Annotated in this window: 17 protein-coding genes; 3 read left to right on the top strand and 14 right to left on the bottom strand. The window is 59.4% G+C overall.

Features of this window, described 5'->3' with window-relative positions; translation table 11 throughout:
- Positions 1–21 precede the first annotated feature (21 nt).
- The 3 genes from SSARUM2_RS21740 to lpxO all read right to left on the bottom strand — a co-directional run bounded on the left by SSARUM2_RS21740 (position 22) and on the right by lpxO (position 2,963).
- Complete coding sequence (locus SSARUM2_RS21740) at positions 22–720, bottom strand: CTP synthase (protein ID WP_223182021.1); 699 nt, start codon at positions 718–720, stop codon at positions 22–24.
- 119 nt (positions 721–839) lie between these two features.
- Positions 840–1,760, bottom strand: a complete 921-nt coding sequence (gene lpxP / locus SSARUM2_RS21735) for a kdo(2)-lipid IV(A) palmitoleoyltransferase (protein WP_049196161.1) — start codon at positions 1,758–1,760, stop codon at positions 840–842.
- 297 nt (positions 1,761–2,057) lie between these two features.
- Positions 2,058–2,963: a lipid A hydroxylase LpxO gene (lpxO, locus tag SSARUM2_RS21730; RefSeq protein ID WP_033636182.1), complete on the bottom strand. Its 906-nt coding sequence runs from the start codon at positions 2,961–2,963 to the stop codon at positions 2,058–2,060.
- Positions 2,964–3,219: 256 nt separating this feature from the next.
- On the opposite strand from lpxO, the gene SSARUM2_RS21725 reads away from it, so the two are divergent.
- A complete protein-coding gene (locus tag SSARUM2_RS21725) occupies positions 3,220–3,561 on the top strand; it encodes a hypothetical protein (protein ID WP_004936850.1) in 342 nt (113 codons plus the stop codon).
- 128 nt (positions 3,562–3,689) lie between these two features.
- On the opposite strand, the gene fis is transcribed toward SSARUM2_RS21725, so the two are convergent.
- The 11 genes from fis to SSARUM2_RS21670 form a co-directional block, all read right to left on the bottom strand.
- Complete coding sequence (gene fis / locus SSARUM2_RS21720; protein WP_000462905.1) at positions 3,690–3,986, bottom strand: DNA-binding transcriptional regulator Fis; 297 nt, start codon at positions 3,984–3,986, stop codon at positions 3,690–3,692.
- Complete coding sequence (gene dusB, locus SSARUM2_RS21715; RefSeq protein WP_004936856.1) at positions 3,968–4,972, bottom strand: tRNA dihydrouridine synthase DusB; 1,005 nt, start codon at positions 4,970–4,972, stop codon at positions 3,968–3,970. The genes fis and dusB overlap by 19 nt, the downstream gene beginning before the upstream one ends.
- A gap of 393 nt (positions 4,973–5,365) precedes the next feature.
- Entirely contained in the window at positions 5,366–6,247 is an 882-nt protein-coding gene (gene prmA, locus SSARUM2_RS21710) for a 50S ribosomal protein L11 methyltransferase (protein ID WP_033636181.1), read from the bottom strand.
- Positions 6,248–6,258: 11 nt separating this feature from the next.
- On the bottom strand, positions 6,259–7,704 hold the full coding sequence (panF, locus tag SSARUM2_RS21705) for a sodium/pantothenate symporter (RefSeq protein WP_033636180.1): 1,446 nt from the start codon (positions 7,702–7,704) through the stop codon (positions 6,259–6,261).
- Positions 7,694–7,936 carry a YhdT family protein gene (locus SSARUM2_RS21700; RefSeq protein WP_033644445.1) on the bottom strand — a complete coding sequence of 81 codons (243 nt, stop codon included), beginning with the start codon at positions 7,934–7,936 and terminating at the stop codon, positions 7,694–7,696. The genes panF and SSARUM2_RS21700 overlap by 11 nt, the downstream gene beginning before the upstream one ends.
- A gap of 151 nt (positions 7,937–8,087) precedes the next feature.
- Positions 8,088–9,437 carry an acetyl-CoA carboxylase biotin carboxylase subunit gene (gene accC / locus SSARUM2_RS21695; protein WP_004936886.1) on the bottom strand — a complete coding sequence of 450 codons (1,350 nt, stop codon included), beginning with the start codon at positions 9,435–9,437 and terminating at the stop codon, positions 8,088–8,090.
- Positions 9,438–9,449: 12 nt separating this feature from the next.
- Entirely contained in the window at positions 9,450–9,917 is a 468-nt protein-coding gene (accB, locus tag SSARUM2_RS21690; protein ID WP_033636178.1) for an acetyl-CoA carboxylase biotin carboxyl carrier protein, read from the bottom strand.
- A gap of 32 nt (positions 9,918–9,949) precedes the next feature.
- Complete coding sequence (gene aroQ, locus SSARUM2_RS21685) at positions 9,950–10,402, bottom strand: type II 3-dehydroquinate dehydratase (protein WP_004936891.1); 453 nt, start codon at positions 10,400–10,402, stop codon at positions 9,950–9,952.
- Between the two features lie 287 nt (positions 10,403–10,689).
- Positions 10,690–11,289 carry a protein-methionine-sulfoxide reductase heme-binding subunit MsrQ gene (msrQ, locus tag SSARUM2_RS21680; RefSeq protein WP_041036869.1) on the bottom strand — a complete coding sequence of 200 codons (600 nt, stop codon included), beginning with the start codon at positions 11,287–11,289 and terminating at the stop codon, positions 10,690–10,692.
- Positions 11,290–12,291 carry a protein-methionine-sulfoxide reductase catalytic subunit MsrP gene (msrP, locus tag SSARUM2_RS21675; RefSeq protein ID WP_033636176.1) on the bottom strand — a complete coding sequence of 334 codons (1,002 nt, stop codon included), beginning with the start codon at positions 12,289–12,291 and terminating at the stop codon, positions 11,290–11,292.
- A gap of 155 nt (positions 12,292–12,446) precedes the next feature.
- A complete protein-coding gene (locus SSARUM2_RS21670) occupies positions 12,447–13,424 on the bottom strand; it encodes an MDR family oxidoreductase (RefSeq protein ID WP_060453148.1) in 978 nt (325 codons plus the stop codon).
- Positions 13,425–13,629: 205 nt separating this feature from the next.
- Here SSARUM2_RS21670 and csrD point away from each other — a divergent pair, with 205 nt between their 5' ends.
- A complete protein-coding gene (csrD, locus tag SSARUM2_RS21665) occupies positions 13,630–15,564 on the top strand; it encodes an RNase E specificity factor CsrD (RefSeq protein WP_033636174.1) in 1,935 nt (644 codons plus the stop codon).
- 413 nt (positions 15,565–15,977) lie between these two features.
- Positions 15,978–17,021 carry a rod shape-determining protein MreB gene (mreB, locus tag SSARUM2_RS21660; protein WP_003855260.1) on the top strand — a complete coding sequence of 348 codons (1,044 nt, stop codon included), beginning with the start codon at positions 15,978–15,980 and terminating at the stop codon, positions 17,019–17,021.
- Positions 17,022–17,062: the final 41 nt, after the last annotated feature.

Raw genomic sequence — 17,062 nt, 5'->3', positions numbered from 1 at the left:
CCTCGCAAGAGGGCTTTTTTTTTACCCGTTGGCGGCGGTTTTGACGAGTTCCACCACCAGCGGTGAAAGCTCGCCGCGCAGCGCGGCGCGTTCCGACTGGAACAGCGTGGCGACGTAAAAACGCCGGCCCGGCAGTTCGATGGCGCGCACGTCGCCTTCGGTGTCGTGGCCGCTGACGATCAGCGGGAAGCGCTCAAGATCGGCGACGAACTCCGGATTCACGCCGAAGTTGCAGTGGTAGCCTTCATGGGTGTTCAGGCTGCCGTAGGCCTGCGCGACGCGGGTGTCAGGCTGAAAAACGATGTCGCCGGTTTTTTCCACCAGCGAGCAGCTCAGCGGGGCGATCACCAATCGGCCGCCGCTGTCGGTTTCCGCATGGCCGGCGTCGTGCCAGCCCATCACGTTGCGGGCGTACTCGACGATGGCGTATTGAAAACCGCCGCAGGAGCCGAGGAACGGCACGTCGTTTTCCCGCGCATGGCGGATCGCCATAAAGGCGCCGTCGTCGTAACGATACGGGCTGCCCGGCACCACCCAGATGGCGTCGAAATTTTGCAGGACGTCGGGGGAGGTCAGGGTTTCTGTCGGTAGCCATTGGGGCTGCACGTCGATGTCGAGATGGGCAGCGGTGAGCTGGAGCGCCACGGGGATGGCCTGATGGGCCACGGCTTGCGGGTTGTAATCACCGACCAGAGCAATGCGAACTTGAGCTTTCATCATTTCCTTTCCTGTGCGGGTAAAAAAGGAGATTACAGGAAAGTAGAGTGTCGAGCCGCCGCTTTTTAAACGTGGCGCACAAAAAAGCCCGGCGTTGGCCGGGCTGGAAAGAAAAAAGAGGCTCAGTACAGCGAGGGCGCGCCGGCCGGTCGGGTTTTGAAGCGGCGGTGCAGCCACATGTATTGCTCCGGCGCCCGCATGATCTCTTTCTCGATCACTTTGTTCATGTAAACCGCCGCCGCCTGTTCGTCGCTGAGCGGGTAGTCTTCCAGGGCCGGTTGAATCAGCAGGTCGTAGCCGCGGCCGCCTTCGCGGCGGATCAGCACCACCGGCACCAATGCCGGGTTGGCCATGCGTGCCAGCATGAAGGTGCCGCTGGTGGTGGCGGCCTGATCGACGGCGAACAGCGGCGCGAATACGCTGCCGCGCGGGCCGTAGTCCTGATCCGGCGCGAACCATACCGCCTCGCCGCGCTTGAGCGCGTGCACCATGCCGCGCAGATCCTTGCGATCGATCATCGCTTTGTTGGAGCGCATGCGGCCCTTGGTCTGCGCCCACTCCATCGCCTTGTTGTTGTGCGGGCGGTACATCGCCATCATCGGTTGGCACAGGCCCATCGCCCGGCCGCCCAGCTCCAGCGACATAAAGTGCACGCCGATCACCAGCACGCCGCGATCGTCGCGCTGCGCCATTTTGAGGTGGTTGATGCCGGAGACGTTGAACCAGCGCTTGACGCGTTTATCCGACCAGAACCAGGCCATGCCGGTTTCCAGCAGGCCCATGCCGAGCGATTCGAAGTTGCCCACCACTTTACGTTCGCGCTGCGCTTCGTCCATCTCGGGGAAGCACAGTTCGAGGTTGCGGCGGGTAATGGTGACGCGACGCTTAAGAAAACGCATCGAAGTGCGCCCCATCCACACCCCCAGCCGATTGAGCAACGGGTAAGGGAGCTGTACCAGCAGGAACAGCAGGGCCAGGCCGAACCAGGTCAGCCAGTAGCGCGGGTGCAGCAAGGAAAGTTGAAATCTCTTTTGGCGTTTCATAGCAGCTCGTTTATGCGTTAGGGGGTAGCAACCTGTAACGCATAAAGGATCCACTCGATAGCGATACGACTACTCAGACACCCAAGTACGGCCAGGGTTTAGTCGGAATTCCATAATTGACTAAACATTTACATTCGAAGGGCGGTTTGCGCTGCTATCAGGCTTCGGAGGGATAGCTGTTGGCCAGCGGAGGCGGCTCTAGGAACGTGTATGTTAACACAGGGTACGGGGTACAGAGGAAGAGGGGCATGCGAATATTCTCATTCGCGTTGCCCCTGAGTTGAAGATAGGCGCGTTTTATAGGCTGGGAATGATAATCGCGGCGAAAATCGCAGCGATCACCAGCCATTTCAGCAGGTAGTAACCGCGGCGGTTGCGCGCCTTCAGGCGCTGGCCGGCATCGCGCACCGCGTTGACGTATTTGAAGATGCGGTTGATGCCGCCGGTGCGGTCCTGATCGTCGTTTGGCGAGCTGGCCGCCGACATCAGCGTGGCGCCGACCCAGTGGTTGACCGCCTGCGCCCAGCGCCATTTCATCGGCCGCTCGACGTCGCAAAACAGAATGATGCGCGTTTGATCGGTGGCGTTCTGCGCCCAGTGCACGTAGGTTTCGTCGAAGATCACCGCCTCGCCGTCGCGCCAACTGTGCTGCTCGCCATCCACCTCGATGAAGCAGCGATCGTCGTTGGGCGTCATCAACCCCAGGTGATAGCGCACCGAGCCGGCGTAAGGATCGCGGTGTTTACCCAAATGGCTGCCGGGCGGCAGCTCGGCGAACATCGCGGCCTTGACCGACGGGATGCGGTTGAGCAGCTCGACGGTTTTTGGGCACAGCGTCTGCGCCGAAGGGTGGCTGTCGCTGTACCACTTCAGATAGAAACGTTTCCAGCCGCGTTTGAAGAAGGTGTTGAACCCCGCATCGTTGTGCGACTGCGCTTTTTTGATGTGATGCTGCAAGCGCACCGCTTCCTCGCGGATCACCTGCCAGTTGTCGGTCAGCGTCTGCAGCTCCGGGAAACCTTTTTCGTCGAAATAGGGCTGCCTGGCGGGCAAACGGGAAAAACCGGTCATAAACATATTGATCGGCCCCATAAAGGTGGAGTGATCGAACAGTTGGCGGGTAAGCTTTTGTTTCTCCTTGCCGCGGGAGTGTGCGTAAAGGAAGCTGACGATAAAAACGCCTATGATGATGACGGCAACCATAGAATCCATCCCTGTCATTACTGATTATTACGAGGTAAAAACGTAAAAATTATAGTTTTGTGACAGATAAAATTTAACTTTTTCGTGCCATTTCGCCATTGTTGAACGTAGATAGCATGAAAAGTTAATAAAGATGTGAGTGTTGATATTTTATGTTGGTATTTTTGATTTTCGTACTATTCTTAGGTTTCTTTAACGTGATTGTGTGCCATCTTATTTCATGACGAATGGCACGTATCTGAGAAAAGAGGGACTTATGAAGAAATCAATCATTGCCTTGTCTGCACTGCTGCTCGCTTCCCCGGTGTTCGCCGCTGAGACCGCGACCGACACCGCCGCTCACGCCAGCAACGAGGTCGTTGCCGAAGCGCACAAAGGAGCGGATACCGCCAAAGAAAAGCTGCACCAGTCTCAGGACAAGGGTGAAGAGCTGAAGCTGAAAGCCAAGCACGCCGCCGAAGGCAAGAGCGACAGCGTCGGCAGCAAAGTGAGCGAAGGCTCGCAAAAGGCCTGGCACTCCACCAAGCAAGGTTCAGAGAAGGCTTGGGATAAGACCAAGCAAGGGGCGGAAAGCCTCAAGAACAAAGTGACCGAATAAGGTCGCCGCTTTGCCACAAGGGCCGCGCTGCGGCCTTTTTTATTGCCCGCAAACCGGGGGCGCCCCAAAAGAAAAAGGCGCTTATCAAATGAGATAAAGCGCCTTTTCAACACGTTAACTGACTAGTATCAGTTCATGCCGTATTTTTTCAGCTTCTTGCGCAGCGTGCCGCGGTTGATGCCCATCATCAGGGCTGCGCGGGTCTGGTTGCCACGGGTGTATTGCATCACCATGTCCAACAGTGGCTGTTCAACTTCAGCCAGTACCAGCTCATACAGGTCATTTACGTCTTGACCGTTCAGTTGAGCAAAATAGTTCTTCAGTGCTTGTTTAACCGAGTCACGCAGAGGCTTTTGAGTCACCTGATCTTGTGAGTTAACGGTAGAAACGGTCAGTACGTCAGAATTTACGCGTTGTTCGAACATAGTTCTGTCAGCTCTTTTTTTACGCTAAGATTTTCGAAATATGCCTCCAACGCCTCCAGCTGTTCGCTGGCATCCTCTATGGCGTTGAATGTGCGCCGAAACTGGTCATTCGGAGCGTGTTCCTGGAGATACCAGGACACGTGCTTACGAGCAATCCGGAATCCCTTGCCTTGGCCATAGAAGCCGTGCAATTCCCGAATGTGCCCAATCAACAAGCGCTTCACCTCGCCAAGCGGCAGCGGCGGCAGCAACTCCCCAGTGTCCAGATAATGCTGGATTTCCCGGAAGATCCAGGGTCTCCCCTGAGCAGCGCGGCCTATCATCAGGGCATCGGCCCCGGTGTAGTCGAGCACTGCTCTGGCTTTATGCGGGTCAGTAATATCCCCATTCGCGATAATCGGAATGGAAACACTCTGCTTAACTGCCCGAATGCTGTCGTATTCCGCGTCGCCGTTAAACAGACAGGCGCGGGTTCGGCCGTGAATCGTCAGGGCCTGAATACCACAGTCTTCGGCCAGTTGGGCAATCTCTACACAGTTACGATGCTCTGGCGCCCAGCCGGTGCGAATCTTCAGCGTTACCGGCACATCCACCGCGTCAACCACCGCGTGGAGGATCCGTTTAACCAGATCCGGGTACTGCAACAAAGCGGACCCGGCAAGCTTCCGGTTCACTTTTTTGGCAGGGCATCCCATATTGATGTCGATGATCTGCGCGCCGCTGGCCACGTTGATACGCGCGGCGGCGGCCATATCATCAGGATCGCATCCGGCAATCTGCACGGAGCGGATCCCTGGTTCATCGCTATGCACCATACGCAGACGCGACTTATCCGTCCGCCACACCTCCGGGTTGGAGGAGAGCATCTCGGATACAGCCATCCCAGCACCCATTGCATGACAGAGGGTTCTGAACGGGCGATCTGTAATACCGGCCATCGGGGCCGCAATCAGGCAATTAGTAAGCTGGTGGTGTCCAATGCGCATAGACAAAGAGTGACCATACTGTGTCCGCAAGGGCGCGTATATTACGCATTTTTGCGCCGAGATGAAAGGCCAAACTTTAACCAATTGGCGCGATATTAGGGCAAAAAATGCGCTGCGCAGTGATTCATAAAAATATTGTATATATTTTACAACGAGTTGACGAAAAGTGCTTATTTTGTGTGCGGTAAAATATTCGCCTTTGCGCAGAATATTATCTGCATTCACCCGCGTTTTTTGCCGGGATAGCCTGCCTGGAAGGCGCATTGTCAGGGCGATCCGTCGTTGAACGGCGAAAAATTGCATAAAATTTTGTCTCGCCCGCGGGCCGATCGCCAGGCAAAAAAAATCCACCGGCGCAGGGCCGGTGGATGAGGGAGCAATAGACCGTGACGCTTACTTGCGGCGGCCGGTGATGCGGCACCACTCTTCACGCTCGGCGACCGGGTCGAGCGTGAACTTCTCTTCGTAGGCTTGCGCAACGCTGCTGGCCTGGCTGGCCAGCACGCCGGACAGCCCCAGATGGCCGCCGGCCTTCGGCAGGCAACCGATCAGCGGCGCCAGCTCGCGCAGCGGGCCGGCGAGGATGTTGGCGACCACCACGTCCGCCAGCAGGTCCGCCGGCTGGTCTTTCGGCAGATACAGCTCCAGACGCTCTGAAACGCCGTTACGCTGCGCGTTGTCGCGGCTGGCCTGAATGGCCTGGGGATCGATGTCGATGCCGATAGCGCGCGCTGCACCCAGCTTCAGCGCGGCGATTGCCAGGATGCCGGAACCGCAACCGAAGTCGATGACGGTTTTGCCGGCCAGATCGAGGCCGTCCAGCCACTGCAGGCACAGCGCCGTGGTCGGGTGGGTGCCGGTGCCGAACGCCAGGCCCGGATCGAGCATCACGTTGACCGCGTCGGGATCCGGCACGTCGCGCCAGCTCGGGCAGATCCACAAACGCTCGCCGAAGCGCATCGGGTGGAAGTTGTCCATCCATTCGCGCTCCCAGTCCTTATCTTCCAGCTGCTCTATCTTGTGGCGGAAACCGGCGCCCAGCAGCGGGTGCTGTTCCAGCATCGCCACCACCTCGGCCATATCGGTTTCCGCGTCGTACAGGCCGATCACGTCGGTATCGCCCCACAGCAGGGTTTCACCCGGCAAGGGTTCGAACACCGGGTTGTCGTGGGTGTCCTGGAAGGTCACCGACACGGCGCCGCTTTCCACCAGCGCGTCGCTCAGGTCTTCCGCCTGGCTGCCGGTGGTGTTCAGTTTGAGTTGGATCCAAGGCATAGCAATTCTCTTCAAGAGGGTAATGATGACGCCGTCCGGCGCTTTTCGCCGACGACGTTACCGAGATAAAACGCCAACAGGCTGAGCAACAGCGAAGGCACGATAGGGTGCAGCCCCGCCGGCTGCAGGTTGAAGCTGGCCAATAGCGTATAGCATACCGCACCCGACACCATTGAGCTAAGCGCTCCCTGAGCATTGGCGCGTTCCCAGTACAGGCCCAGCACCAGCGGCCACAGGAACACCGCCTCCAACCCGCCGAAAGCCAGCAGGTTGAGCCAGATGATCATCTCCGGCGGCCGCCAGGCCGCCAGCAGCACCAACAGACCGAGGATCAGCGTGGTCAGGCTGGAGAAGCGCTTGATCAGCCGCTCGTTATGGATCTGCTGCGGCCGTACGCCAAGGTAGAGATCCTTGATGATGGTGGCGGAGGATTGCAGCAACTGGGCGTTGATGGTCGACATGATCGCCGCCATCGGCGCCGCCAAGAAAATCCCGGCGGCGTACGGCGGCAGCACGGTGATCATCAGCGTCGGGATCACCTGATCGGGGATCTTGAGATCCGGCAACACCGCGCGGCCGAGCGCGCCGGCCAGGTGCATGCCGAACATCAGCACCGCCACCACCACGGTGCCGAGCAGAATGCCGCGGTGCACCGCCTTGCTGTCCTTGTAGGAGATACAGCGCACGGCGGTGTGCGGCAGGCCGATCACCCCGAAGCACACCAGGATCCAGAACGAGGCCATAAACGGCAGGCTGAGGATCTGATCGCCGCCCTGCGGCGACACCAGCGCCGGATCGATCTGCTGCAGTTTGCTGACTGCGCTGTCCAGTCCGCCGGCGGCATGGATCACCGCCACCAGCAGCAGCACGGTGCCGAGCAGCATCACCAGCCCCTGCATGGCGTCGTTCAGCACGCTGGCGCGGAAGCCGCCGAAGGCGGTGTACAGCGCGATGCTGATGCCGAAGATCAGCAGGCCGGTGTCGTAAGGAATGCCGGCGGCGGTTTCCAGCAGGCGTGCGCCGCCGATAAACTGCACCGTCATGGCACCGAGGAACGCCACCAGCAGGCTGAGGCTGGCCAGCCACACCAGCAGGCGGCTTTGGTAGCGGCCATACAGCATGTCATTGAGGGTGATAGCGTTGTAGCGGCGCGCCAGGATGGCGAATTTCTTGCCCAGCACGCCGAGCGACAGCCACACCGCCGGCAGCTGGATCATCGCCAGCAGCACCCAGCCCAGGCCGTATTTGTAGGCGGCGCCGGGGCCGCCGATAAACGAACTGGCGCTGATGTAGGTGGCGGTCAGGGTCATCGCCAGCACAAAGCCGCCCATCGAGCGGTTGCCGAGGAAATATTCGCTGAGGAAATTTCCATTCTGACGGCGGCGATAGGCGTATACCGACAGGCCGAATACCAGCAGCAGGTAGGCGACCAGCGGCAGGATCACTTCAGTTTGCATCGCTGTCCTCCAGCGAAATGTCGCGGAACACCGTGCGCACCATCAGCCAGCACAGGCCGATGAACAGCAGCGGCACCAGCAGGCAGGCCATTTCGAACCAGTGCGGCAGGCCGGTGACGCCGATAGCGCTGTCCGGCAGATAGGCCGCCAGCCCCCAGGCCAGCAGGTAGAGCAGCGTCAGCCCCAGCGCCCAGCGCGCTTCGCGGTGCGCCTGAATAAAGCGTTTGTCCATCCGTGTCTCCCATAGGTTTACGGTGATGGATTCATCAAAGGTAGGGAATTTTACGGCATGACGGCGTTTTGCCAAGCCGTTACTGGCGGCAACGCCAAAGAAAAAGGCCGGTGATTAACCGGCCTTTCGTCAGACGATGCTGCGTGCTGCCTTAGGTTTCCTGCAGACCCAGCTTCTTCTCCAGATAGTGGATGTTGGTGCCACCGTGCTGGAAGTTTTCGTCGTTCATGATCTTCTGCTGCAGCTCAACGTTGGTTTTGATGCCGTCGATGATCAGTTCAGCCAGGGCGTTTTTCATGCGGGCAATCGCCACGTCACGGTTTTCGCCGAAGGTGATCAGTTTGCCGATCATGGAGTCATAGTACGGCGGTACGGTATAACCGGCGTAGATATGAGATTCCCAACGCACGCCGAAACCGCCTGGCGCGTGGAAGCGGGTGATCTTGCCCGGGCTCGGCAGGAAGGTGTTCGGATCTTCGGCGTTGATGCGGCATTCTACCGCGTGGCCGTGGATCTTCACTTCTTCCTGTTTGATCGACAGCGGCTGACCGGCAGCGATGCGCAGCTGCTCTTTGATCAGATCCACGCCGGTGATCATTTCGGTAACCGGGTGCTCTACCTGAATACGGGTGTTCATTTCGATGAAATAGAACTCGCCGTTTTCATACAGGAACTCGAAGGTACCCGCGCCGCGGTAGCCGATTTCCACGCAGGCTTTCGAGCAGCGCTCGCCGATGTAACGGCGCATTTCGCTGGTGATGCCCGGCGCCGGCGCTTCTTCGACCACTTTCTGGTGGCGGCGCTGCATGGAGCAGTCGCGCTCGGCCAGATAGATGGCGTTGCCCTGGCCGTCGGCCAATACCTGAATCTCGATGTGGCGCGGATTCTCCAGGTATTTTTCCATGTACACCATGTCGTTGTTGAAAGCCGCTTTGGCTTCCGCTTTCGTCATGTTGATGGACTGCTCAAGGTCTTTGTCGCTGCGCACCACGCGCATGCCGCGACCGCCGCCGCCGCCGGAGGCCTTGATGATCACCGGATAACCGATGCGCTTGGCGAAGGCACGGTTTTTATCCATGTCGTCGGTCAGCGGGCCGTCGGAGCCAGGTACGCACGGCACGCCGGCTTTCTTCATGGCGTTGATCGCGGAAACCTTGTCGCCCATCAGGCGGATGGTCTCGGCTTTCGGGCCGATGAAGATGAAGCCGGAGCGTTCAACCTGCTCGGCGAAGTCGGCGTTCTCGGACAGGAAGCCGTAGCCCGGGTGGATCGCCACCGCGCCGGTGATTTCCGCCGCCGAGATGATGGCCGGGATGTTCAGGTAGCTTTTTACCGATGGCGCAGGACCGATGCAGACGGTCTCGTCGGCCAGCAGCACGTGTTTCAGATCGCGGTCGGCCGCGGAGTGAACCGCAACGGTCTTGATGCCCAGTTCTTTACAGGCACGCAGGATGCGAAGCGCGATCTCGCCGCGGTTGGCGATAACAATTTTATCAAGCATGGGGGCGCCTCGTTATTCGATGACGACCAGCGGCTCGTCATATTCGACCGGCTGGCCGTTTTCCACCAGGATGGCTTTCACGACGCCGGACTTGTCCGCTTCGATCTGGTTCATCATTTTCATGGCTTCAACGATGCACAGGGTATCGCCGGCGTTCACTTTCTGGCCCACTTCAACGAAGGCTTTCGCGTCCGGGCTTGGGGTGCGGTAGAAGGTGCCTACCATTGGGGAACGAACGACGTGGCCACTCACGGCCGCCGGTGCTGCAGGGGTTTCTGCCGCAGGCGCGGTGGCAACGGCGTTAGCCAGGGCTGGCTGCTGCTGTGCCGGCATCGCGTAGGCCTGCTGCATGACGGGATAAGCCTGCGCCGGTGCGGCACGGCTGATGCGAACCGATTCTTCGCCTTCAGAGATTTCCAGTTCAGAAATGCCTGATTCTTCAACCAGTTCGATCAGTTTCTTGATTTTACGAATATCCATGAGTGTGATTCCGTACTCTTTTTGTGGAGCAATTAGTGGGTTTTCGACAGACGGTTAACCGCTGCCTGTAAAGCGAAAGCGTAGCCATCCGCGCCGAGGCCGCAAATCACCCCTACCGCTACGTCCGAGAGATAAGAGTGATGGCGGAAAGGTTCGCGGGCGTGCACGTTGGACAGGTGGATCTCGATGAACGGGATCTGCACCGCCAGCAACGCATCGCGCAGCGCCACGCTGGTGTGCGTGAACGCCGCCGGATTTATCAGAATGAAATCGGTGTTGCCGCGCGCCTGATGGATGCGATCGATCAGCTGATGCTCGGCGTTGGACTGCAGATGGCTCAGGGTAATATCCAATGCGGATGCCTGGTTTTCCAATCCGTTAACAATCTCTGTCAGCGTCGTGCTGCCGTACTTCTCCGGCTCACGCGTCCCCAGCAGATTGAGATTGGGGCCGTTCAGAAGCAAAATGTGAAACTTATCCGCCATTGTGCTGGTATCTCCGGCAATAAAACCATCATCGTAGAAAATAACCCGATGTTATCGATTTGTCACCTGTTAAGGGGCAAATTCACCCTGAGAACAGAAACAAGGTCGGGCATTATAACGATATCGTAGCAATTCGCAGCTAAATACTGGTCTTATCAGCGAAGATATTCAACCCCAAATCGACGAACTCGGGGATCCGTGACAGGAATATGAGCGCTGGAACACAGAAAAAGTTCCCGCCGGCGGCGCGCGTTTTTCCGTACCAATAACGCGCGCCGCCGCGTAGTTCAGCGCCACCAGGCGCGGAATTTCTTGTAACGCAGGCCCAACAGCGCCACCGCCAGCAGCGCGTAGATGAACGGCTGGGGGGAAAACGTTTTGACCGACCACAGGTAGTGGATGGGGGCGAGGATCGCCGCCAGATAGACGAAGTTGTGCAACAGTTGCCATTTGGCGCCCAGTTTGCGCATCGCCCACAGCGTCGAGGTGGCCGCCAGCGCCAGCAGGATCAGCCAGGTGAGGATGCCGAGCGTCAGATAAGGGCGGTTCACCAGCTCGCTGCCCAGCAGGCCGAGGTTGCTTAGCCCCAGTTCCAGCGTGGAGTAGCTTATCAGGTGCAGCGTGCCCCAGGCAAAGCACCACAGCCCCACCAGGCGGCGGCAGCGGATCAGCAGCGGCTGGCGGGCGTAGCGCGCCAGCGGGGCGATAGCCAGCGTGGCCAGCAGCAGTTTCAGCGTCATCCTGCCGGTAAAATGCTGGATGTCCTTGGACGGATCGGCGCTGAACCAGCCTTGATCCACCGCCAGCACCAGCCAGAGAAAGGGCAGAAACGCCGCCAGATGCAGGGCGGCTTTCAGCCATTTGATATGAACAGGCGTCAGGCGCACTTAGAAATTCTCCCGCAGATCCATGCCGCGATACAGCGACGCCACCTGGTCGGCATAGCCGTTGAACAGCAGCGTCGGCTGGCGTTTGACGTCGAGAATGCCGCCGGAGCCGATGAAACGCTCGGTGGCCTGCGACCAGCGCGGATGATCGACGTGCGGATTCACGTTGGCGTAAAAACCGTACTCGTTCGGTGCGGATTGGTTCCAGGTGGTTGGCGGCCGATCGCGCACCAAACGGATATGCACGATCGATTTGATGCCTTTGAAGCCGTATTTCCACGGCGTGATCAGCCGCAGCGGCGCGCCGTTTTGCGGCGGCAGGGTTTTGCCGTACACGCCGACGGTCAGCAGCGCCAGCGGATGCATCGCCTCGTCCAGCCGCAGCCCTTCGACGTAGGGGTATTTCAGGCCGCCGCCGATAAAGCGATCTTTCTGGCCGGGCATCTGCTCCGGATCGTACAGCGTCTGGAAGGCCACGTAGCGCGCGTTGCCGTTCGGTTCGGCCAGCTTGATCAGCTTGCCCAGTTCGAAACCGATCCACGGCACCACCATCGACCAGGCCTCGACGCAGCGCATGCGGTAAATGCGCTGTTCCAGCGGGAAACGCTTCATCAGATCGTCGATATCCAGCGTTATCGGCTTCGCCACTTCGCCGTCGATGCGCACTTTCCAGCCTTCGGTTTTCAGCCCGCCGGCGTTGGCGGCCGGATCGGCCTTGTCGAGGCCGAACTCATAGAAGTTGTTGTAGCCGGTGACCTTGTCTTCCGGCGTCATCGCCAGCTGCGCCTGCCAGGCGGCCGGTTTGCTGAATTCCAGCGCTTTGCCCGGCGGTGCCTTGGGGCGATCGTTGCCCTTGAACCACGACAGCAGGTCCGCCTGTGCGCCGGTGGGCAGCGCCAGCGAAGCGGCGGTGATACCGAGCGCCTGCAGCACCTTGCGCCGCTGGTGGAATACGCTCTCCGGCGTGACGTCGGCCTCGGTCAATTTGGGGTGTTTGTTCATGCTTATGTTCTCCGCGACTATTCCCGCCGCTTGCGAGCGGCTGACGGGTCTTCATGAAATAAGCATGGCGCTAAAGGCGGCCGGAAGCGAGGGGACGCGGGAAAATATGAAATTTCGCAGAAGCGGGCGATCCCCCCGTCGCCGGGGGGAGAAGGTCAGCGGATTTTCACCAGGGTGCGGCCGGTGATTTGGTTGTTCAACAGCGCGGCGGCGGTGGCCGGCGCCTGCTCGAGGGAGATTTCGTGCGTGGCCTGCTGATAGAAGCTGTCCGGCAGAATGCCGGCCAGCCGTTCCCAGGCGGTTTGGCGGCGATGCAGCGGCGTATGCACCGAATCCACGCCCTGCAGGCGCACGTTGCGCAGAATGAACGGCATCACGGTGGTCGGCAGCTGATAACCGCCCGCCAGGCCGCAGGCGGCGACGGTGCCGTTATAGTTCATCTGCGCCAGCACCCGCGCTAGCAGTTTGTCGCCGACGGTGTCCACCGCGCCGGCCCACAGCTGTTTCTCCAGCGGACGCGGCATGTCGATATAGCCATCGCGCGGCATCACCTCTTTGGCGCCGAGCGCTTTCAGGTAGTCGGTATTGCTGTCGCGGCCGCTGATGGCGGTCACCCGGTAACCCAGCGCCGCCAGCAGGGCGATGGCGGTGCTGCCCACGCCACCGCTGGCGCCGGTGACCAGGATATCGCCGTCGTCAGGGTGCACGCCGCCTTCCTCCAGCGCCATCACGCACAGCATGGCGGTAAAGCCGGCGGTGCCGATGATCATCGCCTTGCGCTCATCCAGGCCGTTCGGCAGCGGCACCAGCCACTCACCGGAGACGCGCGCCTGCTCGGCCAACCCGCCCCAGTGGTGTTCGCCCACGCCCCAGCCGGTGAGCACCACGCTTTGCCCCTCTTTAAAGCGATCGTCGCGGCTGTGGCGCACGATGCCGGCGAAGTCGATGCCCGGCACCATCGGGAAGTTGCGCACGATCTTGCCTTTGCCGGTGATCGCCAGCGCGTCCTTGTAGTTCAGGCTGGACCAGTTGATGTCGACGGTGACATCGCCTTCCGGCAACCGATCGCTGTCGATATCTTTGATATGAGCCAGAGTTTGGTCGTCTTGTTGTTCCAATAACAGTGCACGCATGTCACTCTTCCTCTCGTTTACACTTTTCTATTCAATGGCTGAATCACAGTTATTTGACTATATGCATAATAAGCGGCCCAAGTCCTGATAAAGGACAAAAATGGCGCTTGCAGGTTTTATTCCTCGGCAAGGCTTGTTAGGGTTGGACGGCCCCTTTTAGCTAAAGGGTGAACACTCACTTAACCATAGCGGACAAGGCACAGGGATGCGATTTACCACCAAACTCTCTGCATTGATCACTCTGTTGGTCGCGCTGGCGATGTTTTTGATGCTGATGGGATGCTCATACAGCTTCTTTTACGTTACCCAGGATCGCCAGGAGCGCCGCTTGGATTCGCTGGTCACCACTCTCGATCAAGCCATGCTGAGCGAGCCGCCGCAGGAGCAGGAAAAATGGTTGCCGATCGTCATGCGCACGCTCGGCATCGTGTCGATCCGCATAGAGGCCGGTAGCAGCCAACTGCTCGACTATCAATTGCCGACGCAGGAAAAAGAGCACTGGGATGCGTTGAACGGCTATCGTCAGGTCTCGCGCCCCCTGTTGCAACACCCGGGCAGCACGCTGCACATCACCTACCGCGATCCCTTCGCCAGCGACGTGCGCACGCTGCAATCCACCGCCGCCGTCACGCTGTCGATCGTCGTGATGGTGGTGGTTTTGCTGTTCAGCCTGCGCTGGCTGCGTGAGCAGGCCGACGGCGAAGATCGTCTGGAACGCCGCGCGCGGCGCATTCTGAACGGCGAACGCGAAAACGTCATGCAGGGCGACGTGCGTGAGTGGCCGGCCAACGTCAGCGGCGCGCTCGACCGCCTGCTGGCCGATCTGGCGGAAGCGCGGGAAGAGCGCAGCCGGGTCGATACGCTGATCCGCGCCTTTGCCGCGCAGGACGCCAAAACCGGGCTCAATAATCGCCTGTTCTTCGATAACCAGTTGACCACTCAGCTGGAAGACGAAGGTTCGCACGGCATCGTGATGATGGTGCGGCTGCCCGATTTCGAGACCCTGCGCGAGACGCACGGCAGCGTGGCGGTGCAGGAGCTGATGTATTCGCTGGTCAATCTGCTGTCTACCTTCGTGATGCGCTATCCGTCGGCGCTGCTGGCGCGCTACTTCCACAGCGATTTTACCGTGTTGTTGCCGCATCGAACCCTGAAGGAGGCCGACGGCATCGCCTCACAGCTGGTCAACGCCATCGATGCCTTGCCTTCCACGGCGCTGATCGACCGCGAGGCCTTCCTGCACATCGGCATCGTGGCGTACCGCAGCGGTCAAACCACCGAGCAGGTGATCGATTATGCGGAGCAGGCGACGCGCCACGCTACGCTGCAGGGCGAAAACGGGTGGTATGTGTACGACAGTCAGGTGCCGGAAAAGGGGCGCGGCAGCGTCAAATGGCGCACGCTGCTGGAACAGGTGCTGGCGCGCGGCGGCCCGCGGCTGTATCAGAAACCGGCGGTGACCGTGGGGGGCGAGGTGCACCATCGCGAGATCATGAGCCGGATCTATGACGGCACCCAGGAATTGCTGCCGGCGGAATATATGCCGCTGGTGCAGCAGCTCGGGCTGGCGGAAAGTTACGATCGCCAACAGGTGAGCCGCATCATTCCCTTGTTGACGCAGTGGCCCGAGGAAACGCTGGCGTTTCCGCTGTGCGTGGACTCGATTTTGCAGCGCTCTTTCCAGCGCTGGCTGCGCGATACATTGCTGCAGTGCGAAAAAAGTCAACGTCGGCGAATTCTGATTGAACTTGCGGAGGCAGATGTGTGTCAACATATCGACCGTTTGCGTCCGGTGCTGAGGCTGTTGTCAGGGCTGGGCTGCCGCCTCGCGGTGTCCAAAGCGGGTTTAACCGTGGTCAGTACGTCCTATATCAAGTCGCTGCAGGTGGAGATCGTCAAGCTCCACCCGGGGTTGGTGCGGAGCATCGATAAACGGGACGAAAACCAGCTGTTCGTGCAGAGCCTGACCGGCGCCTGCGCGGGCACGCGCGCGCAGGTGTTCGCCGCCGGCGTACGCACGCGCAACGAGTGGCAGACGCTGAAAGAGCGCGGGATCCACGGCGGGCAGGGCGACTTTTTCGCGCCGCCGGAACCGATCGACGCGGGGCGTAAAAAATATTCACGTCGTTATCGCGTTTAAGCTGATTGCCGGACAAAAATTGACGTAGAATGAGCGCCGGATCCATCTGGGCCATGTCACCCGTCATTTTGGAGTTTTCTCCAATCTGCCTGCGACAACGACGCCTATTTGAGATAGGCTCTTGTCAGCTTTTATCTGGTTGGCGTTGGTAGGTGCTTACCATCGGCGGCAATCAGGGAATATGTTAGATTTTATGAGCTGTGTTACGCCGTTTCGTGCGTTGACAGGGTGGTAAACTGAGCCTTTGTTCAGGGAATTCAGGCCTCATCCAATTTCCGTGCATTCGAGCAGAAACAATACAGACTATTTTTCACCGAAGTAGAACGTTTTTGCGCCTTGTCGCTGCTTCGTGTGGTTGGTAAAGTAGGCGGATTTTATTTTCCGCCCCCAGCTTGCAGGATTATCCTTTCGTTATGTTTAAGAAATTTCGTGGCATGTTTTCCAACGACTTGTCCATCGACTTGGGTACCGCCAATACCCTGATTTATGTTAAAGGGCAAGGCATCGTACTGAATGAACCTTCGGTGGTTGCCATTCGTCAGGATCGTGCCGGCTCCCCAAAGAGCGTCGCGGCCGTCGGTCATGACGCCAAACAGATGCTGGGCCGCACCCCCGGCAACATCGCGGCTATTCGCCCGATGAAAGACGGCGTGATCGCCGATTTCTTCGTGACCGAAAAAATGCTGCAGCACTTTATCAAACAGGTTCACAGCAACAGTTTCATGCGCCCAAGCCCGCGCGTGCTGGTCTGTGTGCCGGTCGGCGCGACCCAGGTTGAACGCCGCGCTATCCGCGAGTCCGCCCAAGGGGCCGGCGCGCGTGAAGTGTTCCTGATTGAAGAGCCGATGGCGGCGGCGATCGGCGCTGGTCTGCCGGTCTCCGAAGCGACCGGTTCCATGGTGGTGGATATCGGTGGTGGTACCACTGAAGTGGCGGTGATCTCGCTGAACGGCGTGGTGTACTCCTCTTCCGTGCGCATCGGCGGCGACCGCTTCGATGAAGCCATCATCAATTATGTGCGCCGCAACTACGGCTCGCTGATCGGCGAAGCGACCGCCGAGCGCATCAAGCACGAAATCGGTTCTGCCTATCCGGGCGATGAAGTGCGCGAAATCGAAGTCCGCGGCCGTAACCTGGCCGAAGGCGTACCGCGCGGCTTTACCCTGAACTCCAATGAAATCCTCGAAGCCCTGCAAGAGCCGCTGACCGGCATCGTCAGCGCGGTGATGGTTGCGCTGGAGCAGTGCCCGCCAGAATTGGCCTCCGACATTTCCGAACGCGGCATGGTATTGACCGGCGGCGGCGCGCTGCTGCGCAACCTCGATCGCCTGCTGATGGAAGAAACCGGCATCCCGGTCGTGGTGGCGGAAGATCCGCTGACCTGCGTGGCGCGCGGCGGCGGCAAGGCGTTGGAAATGATCGACATGCACGGCGGCGATTTGTTCAGCGAAGAATAGTCAGCCCCTGGAAGGAGGAATCGTATCGGATGAATGCGCAC

The organism is Serratia sp. K-E0102 (genome assembly GCF_029962625.1).
Classification (GTDB): Bacteria; Pseudomonadota; Gammaproteobacteria; order Enterobacterales; family Enterobacteriaceae; genus Serratia; species Serratia sarumanii.
This window is presented reverse-complemented; position numbering and strand designations above follow the sequence as displayed.

Bases quoted from the DNA above. Each gene is read 5' to 3' on its own strand.
- dusB (WP_004936856.1), bottom strand. From the start codon at position 4,972: ATGCGCATTGGACACCACCAGCTTACTAATTGCCTGATTGCGGCCCCG.
- fis (WP_000462905.1), bottom strand. From the start codon at position 3,986: ATGTTCGAACAACGCGTAAATTCTGACGTACTGACCGTTTCTACCGTT.
- mreB (WP_003855260.1), top strand. From the start codon at position 15,978: ATGTTTAAGAAATTTCGTGGCATGTTTTCCAACGACTTGTCCATCGAC.
- lpxP (WP_049196161.1), bottom strand. From the start codon at position 1,760: ATGAAACGCCAAAAGAGATTTCAACTTTCCTTGCTGCACCCGCGCTAC.
- prmA (WP_033636181.1), bottom strand. From the start codon at position 6,247: ATGCCTTGGATCCAACTCAAACTGAACACCACCGGCAGCCAGGCGGAA.
- SSARUM2_RS21700 (WP_033644445.1), bottom strand. From the start codon at position 7,936: ATGGACAAACGCTTTATTCAGGCGCACCGCGAAGCGCGCTGGGCGCTG.
- lpxO (WP_033636182.1), bottom strand. From the start codon at position 2,963: ATGGTTGCCGTCATCATCATAGGCGTTTTTATCGTCAGCTTCCTTTAC.
- panF (WP_033636180.1), bottom strand. From the start codon at position 7,704: ATGCAAACTGAAGTGATCCTGCCGCTGGTCGCCTACCTGCTGCTGGTA.
- aroQ (WP_004936891.1), bottom strand. From the start codon at position 10,402: ATGGCGGATAAGTTTCACATTTTGCTTCTGAACGGCCCCAATCTCAAT.
- accC (WP_004936886.1), bottom strand. From the start codon at position 9,437: ATGCTTGATAAAATTGTTATCGCCAACCGCGGCGAGATCGCGCTTCGC.
- csrD (WP_033636174.1), top strand. From the start codon at position 13,630: ATGCGATTTACCACCAAACTCTCTGCATTGATCACTCTGTTGGTCGCG.
- SSARUM2_RS21740 (WP_223182021.1), bottom strand. From the start codon at position 720: ATGATGAAAGCTCAAGTTCGCATTGCTCTGGTCGGTGATTACAACCCG.
- accB (WP_033636178.1), bottom strand. From the start codon at position 9,917: ATGGATATTCGTAAAATCAAGAAACTGATCGAACTGGTTGAAGAATCA.
- SSARUM2_RS21670 (WP_060453148.1), bottom strand. From the start codon at position 13,424: ATGCGTGCACTGTTATTGGAACAACAAGACGACCAAACTCTGGCTCAT.
- SSARUM2_RS21725 (WP_004936850.1), top strand. From the start codon at position 3,220: ATGAAGAAATCAATCATTGCCTTGTCTGCACTGCTGCTCGCTTCCCCG.
- msrP (WP_033636176.1), bottom strand. From the start codon at position 12,291: ATGAACAAACACCCCAAATTGACCGAGGCCGACGTCACGCCGGAGAGC.